Source organism: Methylobacterium sp. E-025, assembly GCF_022829705.1.
GTDB lineage: Bacteria > Pseudomonadota > Alphaproteobacteria > Rhizobiales > Beijerinckiaceae > Methylobacterium.
Window position 1 is genome coordinate 164,550 of record NZ_JAKSYR010000081.1, and the last position, 17,362, is coordinate 181,911.

Consider the following 17,362-nt stretch of genomic DNA (forward strand, 5'->3'; position numbering starts at 1 on the left):
CGCGCCGCCGCCTGGCCGGCGAGACCGGCGGGGCGCGCGACCGCAAGTAATCCGTCGATCAGTGCTGCGCCGCCACGGCGCCGGGCCGCGGTCGCTCGGCGAGCGGTCGCCGGCGCAGCCCCGCCGCCTTGTAGGCCGCGAAGGCGAAGGCGGCGCCGAGCCCGAGCAGCGTGAGATCGAACCCGTAGAACGCCGCGTCGCCGGCCCGCATGCTCGCGAGCAGGTGGCGCCCGGTGGCGAGCCCGCCGACGACCGGCACGGCGGCGAGCAGCGCGGCCGCGGTCGCGAGCATCGCGGTCCATCCGGTTCGCGGCGGCAGGGCCAGCGGCACCAGCGTGGCCAGGATCCAGGCGCCGAAGAAGACCGTCACCTCGGCCTCCTTGCGCTCCGCCATCCCGAGCGGGAGCAGGCGGTTGGCCAGGAAGTAGCCGGCGATGGCGATCGGCAGCCCGGCGATGGTGCCGACGTTGAGCGCCTGCACCAGCCGCATCCCGAGATGCGCCCGCGTCGCGGTGCCGGGCTTGGGCACCCGCTCCACCGTCCAGAGGATCATCCCGGTCGCCACCATGGCCGCGCCCATCGCGCCGCTGAGGAAGAACAGCACGCGCAGGGCCGGCCCGGCGAAATGCGCCTCGTGCAGGCCGACCATCGCGGTGAAGGTGCCGGCGGCGGGCTTCATCGCGCCCAAGGTCTCGATCACCGCGCCGCTGGTGCCGTCGAACGCCACCTGCGGATGGCGGTGCCTCAGGCCATGCGGCTCCTCGAACACCGCGACGACCGTCGCGTTGGCGTCGCCCGGGTTCTGCACGGTGATCCGCTCCAGCGGCTCGGCGTTCATCGCGAGCGCGCGCTCGACCATCGGGCCGAACGGGGCGAGCGGCGCGGCGCGTCCGGCGGGCGGGCGGGCGGCGGTGATCTGGCCGGATTCGACGAAGAAGGCCTGCGCGTCGCCGCGATAGGCGGTGGTGACGCCCCAGGGCATGTACATCAGCGCCAGCGTCACGATTCCCGTATAGGTGATCATCAGGTGGAACGGCAGCGCCAGCACCCCGGTCACGTTGTGCGCGTCGAGCCAGCCGCGCTGCGCCGACTTGGCGTGACGGCGGAAGGTGAACAGGTCGACGAAGATCCGCCGGTGGGTGACGATTCCGGAGACCAGCGCGACGAGCATGATCATCGCGCAGATTCCGACGATCCAGCGGCCCCAGAGCGGCGCCATGCTGAGCTCGAAGTGGAAGCGGTAGAGGAAGTCGCCGCCGCGGGTGTCGCGGACGGCGACCGCGGCGCCGGTCGCGGGATCGAGCATCGCCTGGCCCGGCGGGGTGCCGGGCTTGCGGCGCCAGAACAGGTCGAGGGTCGGCCGGTCCGGGCTCGGCAGGGTGATGAACCAGCTGCGCGCGCCCTTCGCCTGCGCCTCGAGATGGGCGCGGGCGAGGTCGGCGGCGTGCCCGAGGGCGGCCGGGCTCAGCGGAGCCCCGGCCCTCAGTTCCGGCCGCATCCACTGCGAGATCTCTGAGCGGTAGTAGCTCGCCGTGCCGGTGACGAAGACGGAGAACAGCACCCAGCCGACGACGAGGCCGGACCAGGCGTGCAGCCACGCCATCGATTGCCGGAAGCCGTTGCGCATGGTTTCGCGTCCTACCAGCGGTAGCGAAGCGTGGCGTAGACCGTGCGCGGCAGCCCGTAATAGCAGCTGGTGTAGCCGTTGCAGCCGCTGACGTAGGTGTCGTCGAGCAGGTTGTTGGCGTTCAGCTGCATCGAGAAGCCGGCCAACGTCGGGTCGAGGTTCTTTAGGTCGTAGGAGACCACGGCGTCGACCAGCACGCTTTCTGGCACCTTGAAGGTGTTGGCCGCGTCGCCCCAGGACGGGCCGAGATAGCGGACGCCGCCGCCGACCTCGAGGCCGAGCATCGGCCCGTCGAGGAAGCGGTAGGTCGCCAGAAGCGAGGCGGTGGAATCCGGCACCAGCACCGGGCGGCGCCCCTGCAGCGGCACCGTCTGCCCGGGCGCGAGGTCGTTGGCGGTCCGGCCGTCGTCGCGGACGTTGCGGATGTCGAGGAGCGAGAAGCCGCCGATCAGGGTCACGCCTTCGGTGAGGTTCGCCCGCGCCTCGAACTCGACGCCCTGCACGCCGACCTCCCCGGTCTGCAGCACGAAGCCGGTGGGGCGGCCGAGCGTGGTGTCGGCCGTCGTCCGGTTCGACTGGCGGATGTCGAAGAATGCGGCGGTGAGGAGGATGTCGGTGCCCGGCGGCTGGTACTTGATGCCGGCCTCGTACTGGTCGCTGAGTTGCGGGTCGGGCACGCGCCCGACGGTGCCGAAGGCGGTGTCGAACACCCGGCCGGCGACGATCGGCTCGAAGGCCTGGCTGTAGGACACGTACGGCGCGACGCCGGACTGGAACAGGTAGAGCAGGCTCGCCCGGCCCGTGAAGGCGTCGGAGGCCGCGTCCTGCAGCGTCAGCGTGCTTCCCGTCGCGGTGAACGACCGGGTCGGGCCGGTCTGGCGGGCGACGTCGTAGCGCCCGCCCAATGTCAGGATCAGGCCGTCGACCTTCATCTGATCCTGGAAGTAGACGCCGGTCTGCTGCGCGTCGACGCGCGAGGTCGTGTTGATGGCCGGGAACGGGATGTTCATTTCGTAGTTCGGCGCGAGCGCGTTCAGGTCCGGCGCGTTCGGGAACGGCGTCCCGCTGGCGCGCGTGCTGAAGGTGCGGTGGTCGACGCCGAGGAGCGCCGTGTGGGCGATCGGGCCGGTGTCGAAGTTGGCCACGACGTTCGAATCCATCGTGTAGGCTTCGGCCGCGACGATGTTGCCGATGACGGCGCGCGGCAGCAGCGGGCCGGTGGCGAACGGGCCGTTGCGGGGGCTGAACGCGCTGTAGACGCTGCGGTAATCGCCTTGCGTCCGCAGGTAGCGCCCGGCCGAGTGGAAGCGCAGGTTCTCGTTGAAGCGGTGGTCGAAGAGGTACTCGATCGACGCTTGGGTCCGGTCCGAGCGCTCGATGTTGCGGTCGCCGTCGTAGAAGTTCACCGGCAGTCGCCCGATCACGCCGCTGCCGAAGTTGCGCGGTAACACGGTGCCCACCGCCGGGAAGCCGCCGTAGAAGCCGGAGAACGGATCGCGCTGGTAGTTGCCGATGATCGTCAGCTGGGTGTCGGTGGAGGGCCGCCAGGTGACGCTCGGGTTGATCAGGGCGCGCTCGACCCGCGTCGTGTCCACCGGGCCGTCCCCGTTCCAGCCCGCGCCGACGATGCGGTAGGCGAACTGGTCGGCGAGCCAGGGCACCTCGGACTGGATCGGGCCGCCGACGTCGATGCCGCCGCGCACCTCGTTGAAGCCGCCGCCCTGGACGAAGACCTCGCCGTGGCGGACGAATTGCGGGACCTTCGAGACGAGGTTGACGATGCCGCCCGGCCCCGACTGCCCGTAGAGCACCGAGGCGGGCCCCTTGATCACGTCGACCCGCTCGAGGCGGTAAGGATCGATCGTCGCGTTCGCGTCGCGGCTGGCGATCAGCGCCATGCCGTCGAGGAAGACCGGCGCGTTGAAGCCGCGGATCAGGAACTGCTCGAGCCGGGTCGAGCCGGCGCCGCCGCGCTGCTCGGTCGTGACGCCGGGCGTGTAGCGCAGGGCCTGGTTGATGGTGAGCGCGTTCTGATCCTCGATCTGCTTGCGCCCGATCACCGAGATCGACTGCGCCGTCTCGACGATCGGCGTGTCGGTCTTGGTGGCGACGGTGCTGCGGCTGGCGACGTAGCCGGGCACGGCACCGGACGCGCCGCCGGGACCGTAGAGCGATCCGCCGAGGCTGCGGCCGGCGCCCTCGCCGGTGACGCTCAGCTCGCCGAGCTCGATGTCGGTCGTCTGCGCGGGCTGGGCCGAGGCGGAGGACGCGACCGAAATCGCGCATGTCGTCGACAGAAGAGCGACGATCAGAGCGCTGCGGCACCGACGTGCGGACGCGGACCGCACGACGGACGGACAGTAATGAATCATCTTGCCGACCCTAGACGCGACACGAAACAGCAGAGACCCGCCGCGTGGACTTGCGCATCACGGCGGCGTGATCGGGTTATCGGTAAGTTCTCGCGGCAACACAATTTCTATCTTATGGAAACATTCCAGGGTAACTTCGAAACGTTCCAGGCTGGAACGGGGTGTCGGGCGGCGGCCAGCATCACGCCCCTAGGGGAACAGCCCGTTTCGGCACCGTTTCCATGGAGGAGACCAGCGGCACCGCGCCACAACTCACGATGAAAACCGAGCGGCCGTTGTGACCGATCGGTAACACCCCACGGTTGCGACGCGGCGAAGGATCGGGTCAGGCCGGGACCGTCATCCGGCTCGGATCGACCCAGGCGCCGAGCGTCTCGGTCCGGTCCTGCGACAGGATCTCGGGGGGCACGTCGGAGACCGGCACCGCTTCGGGGCGTTCGGCGCCGAAGGCCGCGAGCGCCGCGCGGGTCTCCGGATCGTGGCAGGCGCGGTCGAACGCGGCGCGGTCGAGGCAGGCGAGGTGCCCCGCCTCGAAACGGGCATAGACCCGGCCCGAGCCGGCCTCGGCGAAGCGGACCGAGCGCAGCCGCCGGGCGCATTGGCGCAGGAAGCCGGTGTTCCGTTCCGGCGCCAGGGCTGCGGCGTCGGGATAGACCTCCGCCGGCGAGAGCGCGTCGATGTTGATCTTGGTGTAGCGCGCGATGTCGATGAGGCAGCCGGCATCGAGCACGGTGAGGTCGCCGTTCTCGCCGAAGGCGACCGTGCGCGGGCGCTCGCCCTGCGGCACGCTGTTGTCGAGGAACTCGTAATGCACCTGCTTGCCGGCCTTGGCCGCCCAGGTGAAGAACAGCTCCGGCATCCCGGTGAACGCCTCGACGTTGTGGGCGAGAAGATCGTCCACCGCCTTGTAGCGGCCGAAGATCCGCCCGCGGATCCAGGCGCGCTCGACGGTGGCGTCGGGCGGCGTGATCATGAACAGCATGAAGACGCGGTGGCCGAAGCGGGTCAGCAACTGGCTGCCGTCCTGCGTGCGCGAATCCGCGTTGAAGCTGTCGAACCGGAACCGGTCGATCAGCAGATGCGACATCCGCCCCTCGCGGGCCTTGCGCGCCATGTAACGATCGAGCTTGCGGTCGACGATCTCGACCTCGTGGCCCGTGAGCGTGCCGGCATAGCCGATCGCATCGCCGATCGAATCGTAGTCGAGCAGGAACTTGCGCCAGATGTCGGGGGTGATCACCGCGAAATCCGACCAGGATTCGCCGAGCCGCCGGGCCAGCGCCCGCTGGAGCGGACGCATCGTGCTCTTGCCCGAGGCGGAGGCGCCCTTAACGTTCATCACGATCGGCGCGGCCTGCGCACGGACCGGAACGTAGCCCTCCCGCGCCACGGCCTCGGCGAACCACGGCTCGATCAGGCAGCCAATCCGGCGGCTGCCTTCGTCGTTGGCGACGAGCGTCGTCGCGAGGTTCGCGAGCAGGGCGCGGTCGCCGACGAGCTTGCCGCGATGCCGGACGATCCCCGACGCGACCTTGTGCAGGGCGGCGCTCGCCGCAAGCTCGAGCGCGTTTTCGCTGGCCGCGGCGCGGACGCACCATGCGGCGCAATGGGCGAGCGCGCGCTCCTCCGGGGATCGCGCGTCGTCGGCGACGGGGGCCGGCGGCGCCGCGAGGCCGAGCACGTGCCGCCAGTTTCTCGGCGGAGGGGGCGGCGGCGCGGCCGGCGCGAAAGCCGCGTCGAGTTCCACGGCGATCCGGGCGCGCGCCTCGTCCGCCACGGCGCGAAGGGTCTCGGCGATCCGGTCCGCATGCGGCGCGATCGCGGTCGCGAGGATGTGGGCGACGATCGCGCGGAAGTTGACGCCGAGATCGCCGTAGGTCTCGCCGACGGGGACCGAGAGGTCGGCCATCACCCGGATCAGCAGCTCGTGCACGACGAGGCGATCCGGCCGGAAGGCGACGATCTCCGGCATGAGCAGGCCCGAGAAGGCGGAAAGCTCCATCGCCACGGCGAGGGGCGTCGCGACGTTCTCGGGGCGGTACAGGGTCGTCAGCGGCAGGAAACGCCGCGGCAGCGTCGATTCGATGCCGGGATTCCACGGCCCGCGCCCGACGAGGCCGTCGTCCGGCAGGGCGTAGCCGGCCGGTGCCGCCGAAGCGCTCATCGCATCACGACGCGGGTCCGGCTCAGGCCGCCTCGGCCGGGGCCCGGAACAGGCTGGCGCAGCCGGAGCCGCGATGCATGCTCAGGATCGAGGCCCGGTCGATCTCGGGATGCGCCGCGAGCACGTGCCGGACGCAGTCCACGACCTTTTCGTACTGTGCCGCCTCGTAGTTCCGCTCGAGCGGGCTCACGGCGATGTAGGTCTCGACCACCAGCACGCGCTCGGCGCGCTCCTGCGTGACCTCGACGGCGATCCAGGACGACTTGATGAGGCGGGAACTCGAAAGCATGGGCGTACCTCCGTTGGTCTTCGCTCGTTGATCGAGCGTCGTTTGACCGGGAGGATGAACCCGTATCCTGCCCGTGCCAAGTGCCTTGCCGGAAAGACAGGTGGGCGGCTGCGAACGTCGTCGGCCTGCGCGATGAATGCTGCGACGAGGGCCGCCAGATCAATCGAGCTCGCCGGCGGCCGAGATCGCCTGATCGAAGCCCGCCTGATCGCCGAGCCATACGATCATCGACAACACGAGACCGAGGCCGACGAGGTAGAGGATCGCGAACGCATCCCCGTTGCCCCGGCGCGTCGACAGCGCCAGCCAGGCGAACGGGAGCGATTGGATCGCCAAGGCGGCGGGAACATTCATCGTGTCGATCCGTCGGACGACGCAAGATGCCCTGCGCCGCCTGCGCCGACAACAACAATCGGCCCGCGTGAATGCGGAATTCGATCGGATTCAGGATCGACATCTTGCGGTTGCACAAGTCGAGGCGGATCGTAAATTTGGTCGGCTCGCCCGATCGGTGGGCCCAGCATAGCGGAAATCGGGGCAACCGACGCCTTCGTTTGGCATATTGCATGCCATTCCATCTTCGGTCATCTTGCCGGCAACGGTCGACAAGGCCGACGTCGAGCAAGGCAACAGGGATGGAGCGTCGCAATGCCCCTCGGGCGTGATGAGGGCCTTCGGGCAGCCGCGGCCGGACCTGCGCGCTCGGACGCCCCGCACCGGGTCGGCGCATGCGTGACCCTGCGGCAAGCCGGGCTTGGCCGGCACCGGACTTTTATTGACTTGACGATGCGCGAGCGCACCCGCCAGGCATGAGGCCTGACGGGATCGCGGCGCGACACCTTCGAAGCCGGGCGGCATCGCCGGCATCCCGATCCACCGGACTCGAGAAGATCAGAGACAGACCATGAGCAAGGCCCTGGAAGGCGTCAAAATCCTGGACTTCACCCACGTCCAGTCCGGCCCGACCTGCACGCAGCTGCTCGCGTGGTTCGGCGCCGACGTGATCAAGGTCGAGCGTCCCGGCGCCGGCGACGCGACCCGCGCCCAGCTCCAGGACCTGCCCGACGTGGACAGCCTGTATTTCACCATGCTGAACCACAACAAGCGATCGATCACGCTCGATTCGAAGACGCCGAAGGGCAAGGAGGTGCTCTGGCGCCTGGTGAAGGAGTGCGACGTGCTCGTCGAGAACTTCGCCCCCGGCGCGCTCGCCCGCATGGGCCTGACCTGGGAGAAGATCCACGAGGCCAACCCGCGCATGATCCTCGCCTCGGTCAAGGGCTTCGGGCCCGGCCGCTACGAGGAATGCAAGGTCTACGAGAACGTCGCGCAATGCGCCGGCGGCTCGGCCTCCACCACCGGCTTCCGCGACGGCATCCCGATGGTGACCGGCGCCCAGATCGGCGATTCCGGCACCGGCCTGCATCTCGCGCTGGGCATCGTCACCGCCCTGTTCCACCGTACCGTCACCGGGCTCGGGCAGAAGGTCGACTGCGCGATGCAGGACAGCGTGCTCAACCTGTGCCGGGTCAAGCTGCGCGACCAGCAGCGCCTCGATCACGGCCCGCTCACCGAGTACAGCCAGTTCGGCGAGGGCATCCCGTTCGGCGACTCGACCCCGCGCGCCGGCAACGATTCCGGCGGCGGCCAGCCCGGCCGCATCCTCAAGTGCAAGGGCTGGGAGCACGATCCCAACGCGTACCTGTACTTCATCACCCAGGCCGCGGTCTGGGCGCCGATCTGCGACATCATCGGAGAGCCGGGCTGGAAGACCGATCCGGGCTACGCCACGCCCAAGGCGCGGCTGCCCCACCTGAACGAGATCTTCACGCGCATCGAAGCCTGGACGATGAAGCACGACAAGTTCGAGGCGATGGACATCCTCAACGAGTACGACATCCCCTGCGGCCCGATCCTGTCGATGAAGGAGATCGCCGCCGACGAGTCGCTGCGCAAGACCGGCACGATCGTCGAGGTCGAGCACCCGACGCGCGGCACCTACCTGACCGTCGGAAACCCGATCAAGCTGTCGGCGAGCCCGAGCGAGGTGACGCGCTCGCCGCTGCTGGGCGAGCACACCGACGAGATTCTGCGCAGCGTCCTCAAGTACACCGATGCCGAGGTCGACGAGATCGCCCATTCGGGCGCCGTCGGCCGGATCGAGAAGATCGCGGCGGAGTAGGCCCGCGGATCGCATCCGACCATCGCGGCGGAAGCGGGCCAACCCGCCTCCGCCCGTCATCCCCGGGGCTGCGTCGCAGAGCCCGGGATGACGGCGAGCATCCCGGGGCGGCCGAGGTCGCCCGTGCATCCGGCATCCTCCTGGACGAACGGGTCGAGGCGGACCATCCCACCGAAACGACGAGGATCCCATGCGCATCGCCTTCATCGGTCAGCAGGATTTCGGCAAGGCGGTGCTGGAGGCCTTCCTGAAGCGCGGCGACACGGTGGCCGGCGTGTTCTGCGCGCCCGAGAAGGAGGGCGCCAAGCCCGACGTGCTCAAGACCGCGGCGCTCGAGCAGGGGCTGCAGGTGTTCCAGTTCCCGAGCCTGAAGAGCGCCGAGGCGGAGGCCGCGATGCGCGGGCTCGACGCGGAGATTGGCGTCATGGCCTACGTGCTGCAGTTCGCGCCGCAGGACTTCGTCACCATCCCGAAGCACGGCACGATCCAGTACCATCCCTCGCTGCTGCCGCGGTATCGCGGGCCGTCCTCGATCAACTGGCCGATCGCGAAGGGCGACACGAAGACCGGGCTGACGATTTTCCGCCCGACCGACGGCCTCGACGAGGGCCCGATCCTCTTGCAGAAGACCTGCGACATCGGCGCCGACGACACCCTCGGCGACGTCTACTTCAACAGCCTTTTCCCGATGGGCGTCGCGGCGATGCTGGAGGCGGCCGACCTCGTCGTCGCCGGCCGGCACATCGAGATCGACCAGGACGAGGATGCCGCGAGCTACGAGGGCTGGTTCCGCGCCCGCGAGGCGGCGATCAACTGGGGCGCCCACGCCAACCAGATCTACGACCTGATCCGCGCCGCCAACCCCGCGCCCGGCGCCTGGACCACGGTGAACGGCGCCAAGCTGCAGATCTTCGATGCCCGCCTGCACCCGGTGCGGACGCTCGGCGGCGTGAAGGGCAAGGTCGGCGAGGTGATCGCGATCGGCGACGACTCGATCCGCGTCACCGCGCAGGGCGGCCAGATCGAGATCTTCAAGGTGAAGCCCGAGGGCGGCAAGAAGGTCTCGGCGGTGGAGTTCGCGCAAGGCGGCGGCGTGAGCGTCGGCACGATCCTGGGCGGCTGAGCCTCGGAACGAGGACCCGAGCGCGCTGGCGATCGGCCGACGCGTCGATCGCGTCAGGCCGTCGGCCGAGGCCCGTAGCTCCTGAACTTCTCGATGTTGCGCGCGATCTCGTCGTCGGGCAGCACCACCGGCGTGCCGACCTGCAGCGCGATCGCGTATTGCCGACAAAGGGTCTCGATCTCGACCGCGAGCCACAACGCCTTGGCGAGGTCGGGGCCGGTGGCGATCATGCCGTGGTTGGCGAGCAGGCAGCCGTTGCGGTCCTCCAGCGCTTTGAGCGCCAGGCGCGAGAGCTCCTCGGTGCCGAAGGTGGCGTAGCCCGAGCAGCGGATCGTCGGGCCGCCCACGGCCGCGATCATGTAATGCACCGCCGGGATCGTCTGGCGGCACATGGCGAAGGCGGTGCCGTGGTCGGGATGCGCGTGCACCACCGCGTTCACCGCCGGCTTGTCCTGCAGGATGTCGCGATGGAAGCGCCATTCCGAGGACGGGCTCAGGGGATGGTTGAAGCTGCCGTCCATGCGGAGGAAGACCACGTCCTCCGGGGCCATCCGCCCGCTCGGGATGCCCGACGGCGTGATCAGCAGGCCGTCGCGCCAGCGCAGCGAGACGTTGCCCGAGGTTCCGCGGTTGAGGCCCTGCGCATCGAGGCCGCGCGCGGCCTCCACCACCGACGCCCGCGTCCTGGTCTCGTCGGCGTCCATCCGCAATCCTCCGGTTCCCCTCCCCCCGATATGCGCGAAGGCCCGGCACCGTAAAGACGGTGCCGGGCCTCGTCGCGTTCGGACCTGTCGGTGGGGTGGTGCCCTCAGGCGGCCACGACCCCGCGGGTGGTGGTGGCCTCGGGCGCGGCGAGCATCGCGTTGGCGACCACGCGCTTGCGCCAGGGCTTCAGCACCGCGATCGCGAGGATCGAGGCCAGGATGTTGGCGCCGGCGGCCATCAGGAACACGCCGTCCCAGCTGCCGGAGCTCTGCTGCAGGTAGTTCGCCGCCGGCACCAGCAGGGCCGCCGTGCCCTTGGCGGTGTAGAGCAGGCCGGCATTGGTCGCCGCGAACTTCGAGCCGAAGGTGTCGGTGCAGGTCGAGGGGAAGAGCGAGTAGATCTCGCCCCAGGCGAAGAACACGAAGCCCGAGAGCAGCACGAACCACAGCGGATCGTGGCCCCAGAGGTAGAGCATGTAGATGCCGAACCCTTCCATCGCGAAGGCGATGAACATCGTGTTCTCGCGGCCGATCTTGTCCGAGACCCAGCCGAAGAACGGCCGCGTCAGCCCGTTGAGCACCCGGTCGATGGTCGCGGCGAAGGTGATCGCTACCATGGTCACGCCGAGGATCGTCACCGGGATCTTGTCGACGCCGATGTCGGCGGCGATCGGCTTCAGGTTGGCGGTGATCATCAGGCCGCCGGCGCCGACGATGACGAACATGAAGTACATCAGCCAGAAGATCGGCTGCCTCGCGACCTCGCCGGGCGCGTAGTTGCGCCGGGTCTGGATCACGTTGGCGTTCACGGCGGCCTCCGGCACCTGGCCCTTCTTCGGCGAGACCAGGAAGAACGCCAGCAGGCAGACGACGAGGCCCTGGCCGAGGCCGAACCACAGGAAGGCGGCCTGGAAACCGTTCTCGGCGATCATCCACTGGATCGGGGCGACGGTGAAGGCCGAGCCGGCGCCGAAGCCCGCGGCGGTGATGCCCGCGGCCAAGCCCCGCTTGTCCGGGAACCACTTGAGCGCGCTGCCGACGCAGGTTCCGTAGACCGCGCCCGCGCCGATGCCGGCGATGACCTGGCCGAGATAGAACATGTTGAGCGAGGTGGCGTAGGAGTTGATCACCCAGCCGATCCCGCAGAGCAGGCCGCCGAACAGCACGACCACGCGCGGGCCGTACTTGTCGACGAACCAGCCCTCGACCGGCACCAGCCAGGTCTCGAACAGCACGAACAGCGTGAACGCCCACTGGATGGCGGCGCGGTCGAAGCCGAACTTCTTCTGGATGTCGGGCACGAAGAACGTCCAGCCGTACTGGAGGTTCGCGATCATCACCATGCAGATCACGCCCAGCGCGAGCTGCATCCATCGATATCCGTCGGACACCCGTCCGATCGCCGGCCGTTCTTCGTGCATCATGTCATCCTCCCAGAGGTCTCGCGTAAGGCCGGTTGTCCGGCACGTGGCGTGTCGTCTGCGTTGACCGCAGCGTCGTCGTGTGGCGGCCGGCGTCCGAGCCGGCCGTTAGACGGCGCGCCATGGAACGCCGACGCCCTTCAATCCTCGATGTCGTCGCGCGAACACCGTCGTTCACGCGCGAACCGCAATGTCGGCATGATCCTGATGCCGCGTTCCGGCCTCCGATGCAGCTTCAATTGCACGGCTCATCTCGGAAAAACTTTTGGCACCGCAACAAGAAAAAGTCAGCGCCTCAGCCGGCCAATCTCTGGTCTACGGTATGCCAGAATTATCGTGCGTCATACTCGCGGAACCTGTCAACGAGAGTGGAATAAAAATACAGAAATTTCGCCGGGATTACCGAGAAGGTTCGGACGTGCGCGCGGTCGGGCGGTGCTTTGACGATCCTGACGCCGAGCCGCCTTGGTCCCGCCCACGACGCGCCGAGCGGTGCCTGTGTGGAGCGCACGGGTGCCATCTAGGCTGGCGCCGAGGTTTGGGTTACTTCGGCGGTCGGTCGCGCGTCGAACACAAACCGAAGAACGCGGACCGACGGGTACGGCATGTCGAACTCCGAGTCGCTCAGCATCAAGCCGATCGTGGTCAGTTCGAGCCTGCGGACCTTGGCCTACGAGGCGTTGAAGACGTTCATCACCAACATGGACATCTACGGGCGCCCCGACGAGGTCCGTCTCGACGAGCGCAAGCTGTCGCAGGATCTGGGCGTCAGCCGGACGCCGGTGCGCGAGGCGCTGACGGTGCTGGAGCAGGAGGGCTTCGTCCGCTCCGAGGCCCGGCGCGGCGTGTTCGTGATCAAGAAGACCAAGAAAGAGATCGTCGGGATGATCCATGCCTGGGCGGCGCTCGAGAGCATGGCCGCCCGGCTCGCCTGCACCCGCGCCTCGGACGCCGAGCTGCGCTCGCTGCGCGAGGCCTTCCCCGAATTCTACGACGGCCGCCCGGCCGAGCACATCGACGAGTACTCCGACGCCAACATCCGCTTCCATCAGAAGATCATCTCGCTCGGGCAATGCGCGATGATCTCGGAGCTGTCGAGCAACCTGCTGATGCACGTGCGCGGCATCCGCAACACCGCCCTGCGCCAGGGCGACCGGGCGGAGAAGTCGATTCGCGAGCACGTCGCGATCATCGACGCGCTGGAAGCGCGCGACGTCGAGCTCGCCGAGCGGCTGGTTCGCGACCACGGCATCGGCCTCGCCGACCACGTCGACGCCTACGGCGCCTATCTCGACTGACCTCAAGGATCGTTCGGAGGCTCCGAGCCGGATCGGCGGAACATATCGGCCGAGCCTGAGCGCATGCGTGATTCGCATATTTGGCATGTGGCGTTTGGCATACCAGAATGCAGCGCAGCATGAGATCTATTGCGTCGCAACACGCAACCGGATCCCGCCATGCTGACCTCGTTCCTCGCCGTCTTCGCCGCCCTCGCCAGCGTGCAGGTGCTGCTCGTCGTGAAGCTTGCCGATTTCCTTACCGACGGCGCCGAGGCGCGCGGCGCCCGTGCGATCGACGCCGACGTCCACGGCGCGACGGTCGCCTGAATCGACGACGGGCGCATCCCGTGCGCCGGCGACCTGCGCACTCTGCCCGCTGACGGACGAGGTGAACGCCGACGCCGAATCGGGCATTAGCGTGGCGTCGCCGAAATATCCGGAAACGGTTCACTCACGAAGTTCGGTTTATCGTCAAAGAAGCGTTGACGACGACAACCGAGGATTTCCGGCATTGGCTCAGGGCGCCCAGTTCCCGGCCGCGGAGGACGCCTTCGTCCTCCTGATCACCGATCATGCCGACCTGCGGCGCCCGCTGGCGCGCGGGATCGATCTGGTGATGCCGTGCCGCACGGCGGCTGCCTGGCCGCTCGGCGGCGGACGCCCCGCCCTGGTGGTGCTCGATCTCGCACCGCCGATCGCCGACGCCATCCTCGCCGAGACTCCTTGGATCCCGACGCTGGTGCTGCGCCGCGGCGGCCCGCAGCGTCCCTCCTCCTCGCCGATCGTGAGAAGCCTGCCCGCGACGGCCGCGCGCGAGACGATCCTCGCCGGCGTCTTCGCGATGATCGAGGTCGGGGCGAACCGGACGCGGCGTCTCGAGGCGCGCAGCGCGGCCGCCACCGGGATCGTCACGGAGATCTTCGATTCGGCGGCGCTCGGAGCCGGGTTCCAGCAGGCCGAGATCGACCGCGGCACCGACCTCGTCCTCGCGGCGGTATCCGAGGCCGGGATCGGCGACTGGCTCGCCACCGTCTGGCGGCACGATGCCGGCGTCTACCAGCATACGCTCGGCGTGGCCGGCTACGCTGCGGCGTTCGGCGCGCTGGTCGGCCTGTCGCGTGCCGACCAGCATCGCCTCACCAAGGCCGCGCTGCTGCACGACATCGGCAAGGCGCGCATCCCGGTCGAGATCCTGAACAAGCCCGGCCGCCTGACGCCGGAGGAGATGCGCCTGATGCGGCGGCACCCGGAGATCGGCGCCGGGCTGCTGGTCGCGCAGGGTGGTTTCGAGCCGGAGATCGTCGAGGTGGTGCGCCACCATCACGAGAAGATGGACGGCACCGGTTATCCGGCCGGCCTGCAGGACGGCGCGATCACCGATCTCGTGCGCATCGTCGCGATCTGCGACGTGTTCTCGGCCCTGACCGAGCGTAGGACCTACCGCGATCCGATCGCGGCGCCCGAGGCGCTGGCGACGATGGACAGGATGAAGGGCCATCTCGACGGCGCGCTGATGCGGGCCTTCGCGCCCGTGGCGCTCGGCCGGGCGATGGCCGCCGCCTGATCAGGCCCGCCGGCGCCGCCGGCCGAAATCCCGCCGGGCCGCCATCAGGGCGAAGACGACGCCGAGGCCTCCGACCACCGCGTACAGCGCGACGAACGCCAGCCCGATCCCGTCGGTGCCGAACACCCGGTCGTTCAGGAGGCCGAGCAGCGCCGGCCCTGCGCCCAGAGCCACGAGGGTCACGAAGGCGATGAACACGCCGCTGACCCGGCCCCGCAACGCGACCGGCGTCAGGAACTGGATGCCGGCCAACCCCGGGGGGCTGCAGAAGCCGAGGGCGACGACGAGGGCGGCGAACCCAGCCAGGGACGGCCCGAGGCCCGGCGCCAGAGCCATCGTCGCGGTGGCGGGGAGCGCGAAGAGGAGGCCGAGGCCCAGCATCAGCGGCGCGGCCCGCGGATTGGTGCGCCGGACCCGGTCGAGCACGATCCCGCCGACGACGTGCCCGATCGGTGCGGTGACCAGAACCACGAGACCGAGGACCAGGCCGCTCTCGGCCGGCGTGACGCCGTGGGTGCGCACGTAGAAGGTCGGCGCCCAAGCCGTCAGCGTCTGGCCCATCAGGATCGCGGCGGTCGCCGCCGCGGCATGCGGCAGGTAGGCGCCGCGCCGGCGGATCATCCATCCGACGACGCGCGACCATTTCGGGCGGGCGACCGGCACGGCGGGCTGCGAAGGTTCGGCGATGCGCCAGATGAGGGCCAACAGCACGAGGTTCGGCAGGGCCGCCAGCACGAACAGGGCCTGCCAGGGTGCCAGCGTGCCGAACCCGGGGATCGCGATCCCGGCGCGTCCCGTGAGCCAGCCGAGGGTCGCGCCGCCGACGAGGAAGGCGAGACTTCGCCCGAGCGTCCCGCCGGCGGTCAGGAGCGAGATGCCGCGCCCGAGCTGCGCGCGCTCGATCCTAACCGCCAGGAGGGACAGGGCCGCCGGGGTGATCCCCGACTGCCCGAGCCCGAGGAGCACGCGGCTCGCGAACAGCGCGGCGAAGGAACCGGACAGCCCGCAGGCGATCGTCGCGATCGTCCAGGTGACGAGGGATGCCAGCAGCACCATCCGCCGGTGCCCACGATCGGCGATCGCGCCGAACCCGGGCAGCGCCCCTGCGTAGAGCAGCGCGAAGGCGGAGCCCTGGAGCAGGCCGATCTCGGCGTCGCTCAGCATCAGGTCGTGCTTGAGCGGCGTGGCGATGACCGTGATCAGGAAGCGGTCGCTGAAGGCGAAGAGCTGCGTCGAGGCCAGGAGCAGCATCAGCGGCCGGCCCGAACGTCCTGCGCTGCGATCCGCGGTCGGCAAGGGGGCGGGCGAACGGACGGATCTGTGCGGGACGCCCGGATCAGTAGAGTTCACAAAGCCACGCGGCGAGCTGCGACCGGTCTTCGGCGATCCTCGCCCGGGAGGCGCGCGCCCGCTGCAGATCGGCACGGAACTGGCCCGGCGGTTGCCCGAATGCCGCGTGAAACGCGCGGTTGCAATGACTTTCGCTGCCGAAGCCGCAGGCGAAGGCCAGGGCTGCAATCGAGCGGGTCTCGGTCGGCCGCCTCAGGCAGGCGCGCAGGCTCTCGAGCCGCCGAAGCCGCAGGACGTTCCCGACGCCGCCTTCGCCCGAGAACGAGCGATACAGGATGCTGCGGGAGACGCCGATCCCGCGCGCGATCGTCTCGGCGTCGAGGGCCGGGTCCGACAGGCGCGCGGCGATAAAGGCCTCGGCGCGCTCGCGCCTGAGACGCATCGACTGCTCGTCCATGTCCGCGTCGAGGCCGGCGACGGACCGGTCGCCCAGCGCCCCCGCCAACAGCATCGCGAGCGCACGCCCCGCCCCGGCCGCGGCCTGCGGGTCGACCGCGGCACCCCTGCGCGCGAGCGAGACCATCAGGTCCGCGAGCAATCCGGCGGATGCTTCCGGAAGCACCGCGCCGTGGAAGGCACGGAACGCACGCAGCGGACCCTCGACCTGATCGCGCGCGAGCGCGATGGTGACGACATGCGCGTGCTCGGCCCGGCTCGATTGCGGTCGCGTCGTATCGAACAGCAGGATCTCGCCCGGCGCGACCCGCCCTTCGTCGCCGGGCACACCGCCCCACAGCGTGCCGGCGAGCAGGAGATGGAGGTTGACGTGATCGAAGCCGTCGCGGCGCACCCGCGTCGCGTCGCGGCTGTGCACCAAGCCGTGCAGGAACCGATCGAACACCACCATGCGCGGGAAGCGATGGGCCCGGAAGCGGGCGTAGAACCGCTCGCCCGCCAAGGCCACGTTGGAGCCGTGGGCATAGAGATCGTGATAGGCGCCGAACCCGTCGGGGGCGTCAGGCTCCTGCGCAGCGAAGGTGAAGGATTGCAGCGTCACGGTTCGGCCGGCGATGATGTTCGACGCGCGGGCCGACTCCTTGTTCATTATTCATCGTGCGAAGGCGCATGCAAGCTGCGGCCGAGCCGCGGCCATGCGGGAACGAGGATCGATCGTCCCCGATCGACAGCGCCGAATACCGGGTGATCGTTTCCGTCACGGGCCGGCAAGGTGCCGAGCCGCCCGCGTCTGCTCGGCCCCGGCCGTCGGGACCCCACGCAAGCTGAGCCCCGGGGTGCGTTGGATCGGCGCATCGACGGCCACCGTCATAGTGCTAGCGTCGTCGCCG

General features: G+C 69.5%; 14 protein-coding genes. 5 read left to right on the forward strand and 9 right to left on the reverse strand.

The window, feature by feature from the left end; genetic code table 11:
- Positions 1-58: 58 nt before the first annotated feature.
- From MKK64_RS09770 to MKK64_RS09790, 5 genes are all read right to left on the reverse strand, one after another.
- Positions 59-1,627, reverse strand: coding sequence for a PepSY-associated TM helix domain-containing protein (locus tag MKK64_RS09770; protein ID WP_243934062.1), 1,569 nt, complete (start codon positions 1,625-1,627; stop codon positions 59-61).
- An 11-nt stretch (positions 1,628-1,638) separates the two neighbouring features.
- Positions 1,639-3,999 carry a TonB-dependent siderophore receptor gene (locus tag MKK64_RS09775; RefSeq protein ID WP_243934064.1) on the reverse strand — a complete coding sequence of 787 codons (2,361 nt, stop codon included), beginning with the start codon at positions 3,997-3,999 and terminating at the stop codon, positions 1,639-1,641.
- A 325-nt stretch (positions 4,000-4,324) separates the two neighbouring features.
- Complete coding sequence (locus MKK64_RS09780; RefSeq protein ID WP_243934066.1) at positions 4,325-6,163, reverse strand: zeta toxin family protein; 1,839 nt, start codon at positions 6,161-6,163, stop codon at positions 4,325-4,327.
- Between the two features lie 22 nt (positions 6,164-6,185).
- The gene (locus tag MKK64_RS09785; protein WP_147726388.1) at positions 6,186-6,452 is read right to left on the reverse strand and encodes a hypothetical protein; all 267 of its coding nucleotides are present in this window, start codon (positions 6,450-6,452) and stop codon (positions 6,186-6,188) included.
- A gap of 159 nt (positions 6,453-6,611) precedes the next feature.
- Complete coding sequence (locus MKK64_RS09790) at positions 6,612-6,806, reverse strand: hypothetical protein (RefSeq protein ID WP_147726389.1); 195 nt, start codon at positions 6,804-6,806, stop codon at positions 6,612-6,614.
- A gap of 550 nt (positions 6,807-7,356) precedes the next feature.
- On the opposite strand from MKK64_RS09790, the gene frc reads away from it, so the two are divergent.
- Both frc and MKK64_RS09800 read left to right on the forward strand, forming a co-directional pair.
- Complete coding sequence (frc, locus tag MKK64_RS09795) at positions 7,357-8,634, forward strand: formyl-CoA transferase (protein ID WP_147726390.1); 1,278 nt, start codon at positions 7,357-7,359, stop codon at positions 8,632-8,634.
- A 190-nt stretch (positions 8,635-8,824) separates the two neighbouring features.
- Positions 8,825-9,757 (forward strand): methionyl-tRNA formyltransferase, encoded by a 933-nt coding sequence (locus MKK64_RS09800; RefSeq protein ID WP_147726391.1) that lies wholly within the window; start codon positions 8,825-8,827, stop codon positions 9,755-9,757.
- Positions 9,758-9,810: 53 nt separating this feature from the next.
- Here the strand turns inward: MKK64_RS09800 and MKK64_RS09805 are convergent, their stop codons facing one another.
- Together MKK64_RS09805 and oxlT are read right to left on the reverse strand one after the other, a co-directional pair.
- The gene (locus tag MKK64_RS09805; RefSeq protein WP_243934068.1) at positions 9,811-10,461 is read right to left on the reverse strand and encodes a class II aldolase/adducin family protein; all 651 of its coding nucleotides are present in this window, start codon (positions 10,459-10,461) and stop codon (positions 9,811-9,813) included.
- Positions 10,462-10,565: 104 nt separating this feature from the next.
- Positions 10,566-11,831, reverse strand: a complete 1,266-nt coding sequence (gene oxlT / locus MKK64_RS09810) for an oxalate/formate MFS antiporter (RefSeq protein WP_243933060.1) — start codon at positions 11,829-11,831, stop codon at positions 10,566-10,568.
- A 656-nt stretch (positions 11,832-12,487) separates the two neighbouring features.
- On the opposite strand from oxlT, the gene MKK64_RS09815 reads away from it, so the two are divergent.
- The 3 genes from MKK64_RS09815 to MKK64_RS09825 all read left to right on the forward strand — a co-directional run bounded on the left by MKK64_RS09815 (position 12,488) and on the right by MKK64_RS09825 (position 14,726).
- Positions 12,488-13,180, forward strand: a complete 693-nt coding sequence (locus MKK64_RS09815; RefSeq protein WP_147726394.1) for a GntR family transcriptional regulator — start codon at positions 12,488-12,490, stop codon at positions 13,178-13,180.
- Positions 13,181-13,339: 159 nt separating this feature from the next.
- On the forward strand, positions 13,340-13,489 hold the full coding sequence (locus MKK64_RS09820) for a hypothetical protein (RefSeq protein WP_187274712.1): 150 nt from the start codon (positions 13,340-13,342) through the stop codon (positions 13,487-13,489).
- 184 nt (positions 13,490-13,673) lie between these two features.
- Positions 13,674-14,726, forward strand: a complete 1,053-nt coding sequence (locus MKK64_RS09825) for an HD-GYP domain-containing protein (RefSeq protein WP_243934077.1) — start codon at positions 13,674-13,676, stop codon at positions 14,724-14,726.
- On the opposite strand, the gene MKK64_RS09830 is transcribed toward MKK64_RS09825, so the two are convergent.
- Together MKK64_RS09830 and MKK64_RS09835 are read right to left on the reverse strand one after the other, a co-directional pair.
- Positions 14,727-15,977 carry an MFS transporter gene (locus MKK64_RS09830; protein WP_243934079.1) on the reverse strand — a complete coding sequence of 417 codons (1,251 nt, stop codon included), beginning with the start codon at positions 15,975-15,977 and terminating at the stop codon, positions 14,727-14,729.
- Positions 15,978-16,062: 85 nt separating this feature from the next.
- Complete coding sequence (locus MKK64_RS09835; RefSeq protein WP_243934081.1) at positions 16,063-17,121, reverse strand: helix-turn-helix domain-containing protein; 1,059 nt, start codon at positions 17,119-17,121, stop codon at positions 16,063-16,065.
- Positions 17,122-17,362 lie beyond the last annotated feature (241 nt).